Here is a 6,568-nt window from a genome sequence, read left to right on the forward strand (position 1 = left end):
CAATGACCTGACGGCATTGCTTGGTGTCATAAGCTCCATCGGTATAAACAGAGTCAATCTGCTCATCTTGTGGAATCTGATTAAGTAAATCACCAAGCACCTGTGAATCACTGACATTATTGGTTGTGAGCTGAATAGCGCGTATTTGTAGGGTTTTGGCATCTATACCAATATGTAGTTTACGCCATTGGCGACGATATTCAGCTCCATGTTTCTTGCGTTTCCATTCGCCCTCACCTAGAAACTTCATGCCTGTAGAGTCTACGAGTAGATGCAGCCCATCGCTACTTTTTTGGTAGCTGATTGCAATATCAATATGCTTTTGTCTTCTACAAAGCGTACTGTAATCTGGTGCGGTCCAATTTAATCCGCAAAGTTCAATCAGACTTTGCACAAAGCCAGTGACCATACGTAAAGATAGACGGAATAAGGATTTAATCATTAAGCAGCATTGGATAGCTGCGTCGGAGTAGGTTTGATTTCGCCCTTGTTTGCCTTTTGATGGAGCATACCATTGCGTAGCAGGATCAAACCAAATGACAATATTTCCGCGACTCATGAGTGCTCGGTTATATGCGGGCCAATTGGTTGTGCGGTAGATTTTGTGTGTAGGCTTCTTCATTTGAAAATTATATCGCTGAAAAATCCTTTACAGATAGATTTGTGCAACAAAGCCGATTTGAAGTTATAAATCCTTTAATTTAAAAACACTACATTGATCTATATTTATTGCGGATGGGGGGAGACATCATTTTTCATCGTTGTTTCGAAGATAACCATATATGATTTCTGAAAATTTCATCATGGTAGCAATAAAGCATGGGCATTTTACCAAAAATTGAATCAGTACTACTAGAAATCAATCAAAGTCTTGGTGGTAATACCGCATATTCAACAGTTCAACTTGCATACTAAAATTACAAAGCTAAATAAATTTTCAAAGAACACTTGCAATAGTTAATGTAACCTTCATCTATTAAAAATTATTATATTTTTTAGGGGGTAAGGGGAGAATGAGTAATCCAGTTTCTCTTTCAAATAGTTGTATTCTCCTTGCAGGTAGCATTTCTCTTACTACAAATGATGACCAGATCGATAAGGCTCATTCATTTGTTGAAGCTCTTGTAACAGAAGTTATTAATGCTGGAGGCAGCTTTATCGGTTATTTTTCAGCAGAGCCTGTAAATCAAACTCAAAAATCTTTAGTTTTTGATTGGACTATTGCTAGAAAAATAAACGAACTAACTCAAGGGATAGAAAACAAAATCTTTCTTAAGATTGTTGCATCAAATGATCGGTTGCAATTCAAAACCAATTCCGAACAGCGACGGCTTTTAAATAGCATGATTGCTCGTGGGGTTGCTGAACATATTTGTATTGATGACGAAATCTTAACAGGTAGCAATGTAGGTGAAGAACAAATTGAGCATGCTACAGCAATGATTGCACTAGGTGGTGGTAAAGGAGTATTAGATAGAGCTCACAAAATGGTAAAAAAAGGGTTGCCTATTTTGCCTTTAGATCTACAAATCGGATCAAATAAAGAAGATGGAAATGGTGCATTAGGATTGCTAAAAAAATTTAGAGATACTCCTCAAACTTATTTGCAAAATACCGGTTCTACTGTGGTAAAAAGTATTTCAGCACTCTCTTTAGAAGAACCTGTATTAGAATTTTCTCAAATTGCAAAGAGAATTATTACGATCTTTTATAAAGAGGAACAAGCTAGACACGCAGCTCTTCCGCCAGATGTATTAGTCTTGACAGCTTTACCAATTGAATTATCAGCTGCAAGGCAAGCATTAAATATTAATGAAGGTGTACAGCCTATAGTTACAAGTACGGGTCTCCATGTATGGAAAACAGAAATAATTCGCAATGATGGTATACGGGCTAATTGCGCAATAGCATGTTTTTCTAGCGCTGGAAATGTAGATGCTTCTTCAATCACCACCACATTACTAATTGAATTACAACCTAAAAATGTAATCATGTTAGGTATTGCTGCGGGAATGCGCGAAAAATGTGCTTTAGGCGAAGTTGTTTTATCTGAACAAGTCGTTGCATACGAAGGAGCAGCTCTCATTGAAGGTGGCGCTACAGAACACCGGCCTAAAAGCACAGTGTTAGATCTTAAAGTTAGACAGGATGTTAGCACATATTTATCTAACAAAAGTTCTTTAGAAAGTCGCTTAATAAAGAGCTATGAAGCCTTAGAAATCATACTTCCAGATAGTATTGAAATTGGCCCAGTAACTAAAAGTGTTATGCCTAAAACAGTCACTATTGGAAGTGGTGAGAAGCTTCTTCGAGATCCTGAAAAATTTAAAGCCTTAAAAGAACTTAATGGAAAAATTGAAGTTGCTGAAATGGAGGGTGCAGGAGTATTTGCGGCTTGTGCTTTACATAAAAAACCCGTGTTAATGATTAGAGGAATTAGTGACTTTGGTGATTCCACAAAAGACAATCGCTTTCATGACTTAGCCGCAAAAGCAGCTGCTGCAGTAACAGCAGATTATATTACTCATGGCTTAACACTTAATAACTAACTTGGGGAAACACATCAGAATGTCACTTACAAATTCAGATCTTCAATATTATGATGGTAATGTACTTCGTTTACCTTCAGAAAAACGTACAGAATATCATGCACAAGTGGATAATTTAATAACAGAGTTACGCAAACATATCACTTCAAACTCTGACTTAAAAATAGCAAAAGTAGTTAAAGCCGGTTCTTTTGCAAAGTATACAATTTTGAAGAAAACTGTAGATGATCCTATCGATGTAGATATTGTATTTTATATCAGTAATAAAAATGTAGATGATTCGACATTAGACAATCTTAATGACTTAATTTACACGTTACTCACAAAAATTTATCCAACTAAAGCTGTTGAAGATTTTGAGATTCAACGGAGAGCAGCTACAGTAACTTTTGTCAAAAGTGGGCTGAGTGTAGATGTAGTTCCTGTAATTCAAGATGCCCAAGAACCAAACCATGGTTGGCAATATGATCTAAAAACTAAAGAAAAAAACCTAACTTGTGCTCCTTGTCATATTCAATTTATTCGTGATAGAAAAAATTCAGATAAGCATTACCGCACTTTAGTGCGTATGGCAAAACGATGGAAAAATTTTGCGTGCCCTCCGGGCCTTAAATCTTTTCATCTAGAGTTGATACTAGCTTATTTACAAGATCGTGATGGACCAACACAAAATATTGAACAACGTTTTAGAGAATTTTTAGGATTTATAGCTCAAAGTGAATTAAATGAACGTATTGATTTCCCTGAGAACTCGGCTAAGGTGCAGAAATATTTTTCAGATCCTGTTGTAATTATTGATCCTGCTAACCATGAAAATAATGTAGCGTCTCGAATAACTATAGAAGAGAAAGAACAAATCGTCAAAATAGCCTTACAAGCTTGGGAAACTGCAAATTATGCATCAGTAGAAGATGATAACGACATTTGGAAAGAAATATTCGGTAATAAATTTAAAATTAAGGATTAAAGCATGAGTTCATCATACTCAAGTACTTATTCGAGTACTTACACTGTAGCTGATGTTGAAAAAGTTGTACGTAGTATTAAAGCAGATTTAATTATGATCGCTAGTAGCACAAGAGCGATGACTGAAGATAAAGCGAAAGAATATGCCCATGATATTGAACTATTAGCAAAAAATGAATATTTATCTAAAGTGGATGTAACTTTGATATCTTCCTATGGTTCAGAAGTTAGAGCTATTAAGTACATATTTCAAACTGAAGGTGCATCTGGTACTGAAAGACCTGGCGGAGTAATGTGGCCCCACACACCAGATGGACGAATTAGAATTATATTGTCACATACCGATAAATATCGTAATGAATCAGAAAAAGCTTCCAAATTACCATTGGAAATAACTTGGGTCTCAACAACAGAAAGTACCACTCACAGTAGCCTTTCTGCATCAGGGGAGCGAGGTTATAGCAGTAATGGTTATGGAGCTAATAGGAGCGACTACTCATGAGTAAATCAACAGTTTTTGAAGTTAAGACAGATTTACCAATTAAACAATTTGATGATTTAGCTGACAAATTACTCGGTTTTGAATCTAGATATTCCCGTATTAAGAAACAAGTACAACTTTTGCTTCAGGCTGATGAGTTAGAACAATGGAGTAAACAAAAACATGGGAAAAAACTAGCGGTTATTGATCTTCTTGTCGATCAATATCCTTTAGCTATTTTTCATGGTGATGTAGGTACTGGAAAAACTGCAAATGCTGAAGCAATTGTTAATAGATTAGCTCGTGATGCGAAAATAGAAGATGCTTTGCTATTTAAGCTTAGTAATAAAGTCAGAGGAACTGGTAAAGTTGGTGAAATGGGTACTCTCATTGCACAAGCATTCGATGAAATCACTCGGTCTATTGGACATGGAAATGGTCGAGCTTTTCTTATTATTGATGAAGGTGATTCGCTTGGAGCATCTCGAAGTCAAGAAAATAGTCATCATGAAGATAAAGTTGGTGTGAATACTTTAATTCAAGCAATAGATGATTTAAGAAAACATGGTGGCCGTATCTTTGCAATTTTATGTACTAATCGATTAGCTGCTTTAGATGCAGCTGTTTTGCGTAGAGCTTCCATTGTAGAAGAGTTTGTTCGCCCATCTAATGAAGAACGACATGAGCTTTTTACTAAAGATTTGTCTGACATCGATTTTTCGGAAGATGAAATTGCCGAATTAGTAAGTGCAACTGCTCCTCACGGAGCAGAACCAGGTTGGACTTATTCAGATATTCGTACACGGTTATATCCAACGGCAGTTTCTTTAGCTTTTCCTGATTCAGAATTAACAATCTCACACTTCCATCAGGCTCTTAGTAAGCTAAAGCCTTCACCTATAATGGCTGGATAACATAATTCTAATTGGAAGGAGCATAAGAATGTATAAAAAAGAGGTTTATATTTCTGTAGACATTGAAACAGCAGGTCCTATAGTAGGTGAACACAGTATGCTGACTATAGGAGCATGTTTCGTATATAACCCTGATATAGAATTTACAATAATGCTCCAACCAATCAGTGATCAAGCAATTGAAGAAGCTTTAAAAGTGTCAGGAATAACTTTAGACCAAGCACGAAAGAAAGGTATTCCCCCCATAGAAGCAATGTCTCAATTTGAAAGTTGGATACTCAAGTATTTACCAGAGGACTCTAGACCTATATTTGTAGGACTTAATGCGCCTTTCGATTGGTCTTTTATAAATTTTTATTTTCTAAAATATTTAAATAGAAATCCTTTTGGTATATCAGCTATAGATATCAAAGCTCTTTTTATGGGAGCCACAAAATGTAGCTGGTACGATACAAAGTCAAGTTCAATAGATAAATATGTACATCCTACTTTACAAGGAGATCATAATGCTTTGCACGATGCAAAGTATCAAGCAGAATTATTTAGATTAGTTTATTCAATTGAATAAATTATATAATTCATATAGTTTTCAATTGGGTAATATTAATATGACAAATAGGATTAATTCTGAACAAGCTGTTGAACATGCCTGGAAGTACTTTGAATTACATTCCAACCAAAGAATAACAATGTTCAATTATTTTCTTTTTATCATTGCTGGATTAGGAACCGCTATAGGTGTTTCCATTCAGTCCTCAAGTACCTTTGCTTACATAGGAATATTTTTATCCATTTTCTTAAGTATTACGGCATTTGTTTTCTGGAAGCTAGATCAAAGAACATCTTTTTTAATCAAACAATCTGAAGAAGTCTTTAAAAGATTAGAAAGAAATTCTTCAATTGATATTGGAATATTTTGTAATGAAGAAAGTAATCTTATTAGAGCTAATATGGGAAAAAAATATTTAAGTAAAATTTTGACTTATGGCTTGATATTTAGAGCAACTTTCTTAATTATGGGACTAATTGGCTTAATCGGAGTCTTAATCTTTAGTTTAATAATTTTTGAAAAAATCTCTTTTGAAACTCCCAAAAAAAATGATACTACGTTAATTTCTAAATAAGTAATAACCCTATGCATATCTTTGCATAGGGCTAGATAATATTTTTAGGCTGTTAAGGCTTTGTTGCACAAAGATTTGAAATGCAAAGCGCCCCTAATTGAGCCAAATTTAAGGCGTAACTTGGGTAAGTGGTCGACCTAATTCCGTAAATCTGTTGAGGACTGCTACACGTGCATGAATCTCATTCACCTGACTAGGAAAGCTTCTTGCCATTAATTTATCGCCTAATAATTTGATGCAATGCATCTTGGTTTCCACCAAACTGCGGCGATGATAGCCTGACCATTTTTTCCATAATGTCCTGCCTAAACGTTTAACTGTTCGAAGTAATTCATTTCGCTCTAGCGAGCTGATCTTTGTATCTTTCCATGGTTTCGCATTTTTTCTAGGTGGAATCACCGCATGTGCTTGCCGATCTGCAATGACCTGACGGCATTGCTTGGTGTCATAAGCTCCATCGGTATAAACAGAGTCAATCTGCTCATCTTGAGGAATCTGATTAAGTAAATCACCAAGTACTTGTGAATCACTGAC

General features: G+C 35.5%; 7 protein-coding genes and 1 pseudogene. 6 read left to right on the forward strand and 2 right to left on the reverse strand.

The genetic code is table 11. The features are described from left to right. The coding region (locus tag FTU80_RS16160; RefSeq protein ID WP_180086100.1) for an IS5-like element IS17 family transposase at nt 1–622 on the reverse strand (622 nt) is incomplete at its 3' end. A 391-nt stretch (nt 623–1,013) separates the two neighbouring features. On the opposite strand from FTU80_RS16160, the gene FTU80_RS16165 reads away from it, so the two are divergent. From FTU80_RS16165 to FTU80_RS16190, 6 genes are read left to right on the forward strand one after another with little or no spacing between them, the layout of a single operon-like run. Next, nucleotides 1,014–2,549: a 5'-methylthioadenosine/S-adenosylhomocysteine nucleosidase gene (locus tag FTU80_RS16165; RefSeq protein ID WP_151208073.1), complete on the forward strand. Its 1,536-nt coding sequence runs from the start codon at nt 1,014–1,016 to the stop codon at nt 2,547–2,549. A 19-nt stretch (nt 2,550–2,568) separates the two neighbouring features. Beyond that, a complete protein-coding gene (locus FTU80_RS16170) occupies nt 2,569–3,516 on the forward strand; it encodes a CBASS oligonucleotide cyclase (protein ID WP_151208075.1) in 948 nt (315 codons plus the stop codon). Nucleotides 3,517–3,519: 3 nt separating this feature from the next. Further along, the gene (locus FTU80_RS16175) at nt 3,520–4,017 is read left to right on the forward strand and encodes a four-carbon acid sugar kinase family protein (protein WP_151208077.1); all 498 of its coding nucleotides are present in this window, start codon (nt 3,520–3,522) and stop codon (nt 4,015–4,017) included. Beyond that, nucleotides 4,014–4,910 (forward strand): ATP-binding protein, encoded by an 897-nt coding sequence (locus FTU80_RS16180; RefSeq protein ID WP_151208079.1) that lies wholly within the window; start codon nt 4,014–4,016, stop codon nt 4,908–4,910. Before FTU80_RS16175 ends, FTU80_RS16180 begins: the two co-directional genes overlap by 4 nt. A 28-nt stretch (nt 4,911–4,938) precedes the next feature. Further along, nucleotides 4,939–5,478, forward strand: coding sequence for a 3'-5' exonuclease (locus tag FTU80_RS16185; protein WP_127798920.1), 540 nt, complete (start codon nt 4,939–4,941; stop codon nt 5,476–5,478). A 40-nt stretch (nt 5,479–5,518) separates the two neighbouring features. Further along, nucleotides 5,519–6,034: a hypothetical protein gene (locus FTU80_RS16190; protein ID WP_127798922.1), complete on the forward strand. Its 516-nt coding sequence runs from the start codon at nt 5,519–5,521 to the stop codon at nt 6,032–6,034. A gap of 108 nt (nt 6,035–6,142) precedes the next feature. Here the strand turns inward: FTU80_RS16190 and FTU80_RS16195 are convergent. Beyond that, nucleotides 6,143–6,568 (reverse strand): annotated as a pseudogene (locus tag FTU80_RS16195) (IS5-like element IS17 family transposase); the annotation flags it as partial.

Source organism: Acinetobacter sp. YH12145, from assembly GCF_013418335.1.
Lineage (GTDB): Bacteria > Pseudomonadota > Gammaproteobacteria > Pseudomonadales > Moraxellaceae > Acinetobacter > Acinetobacter amyesii.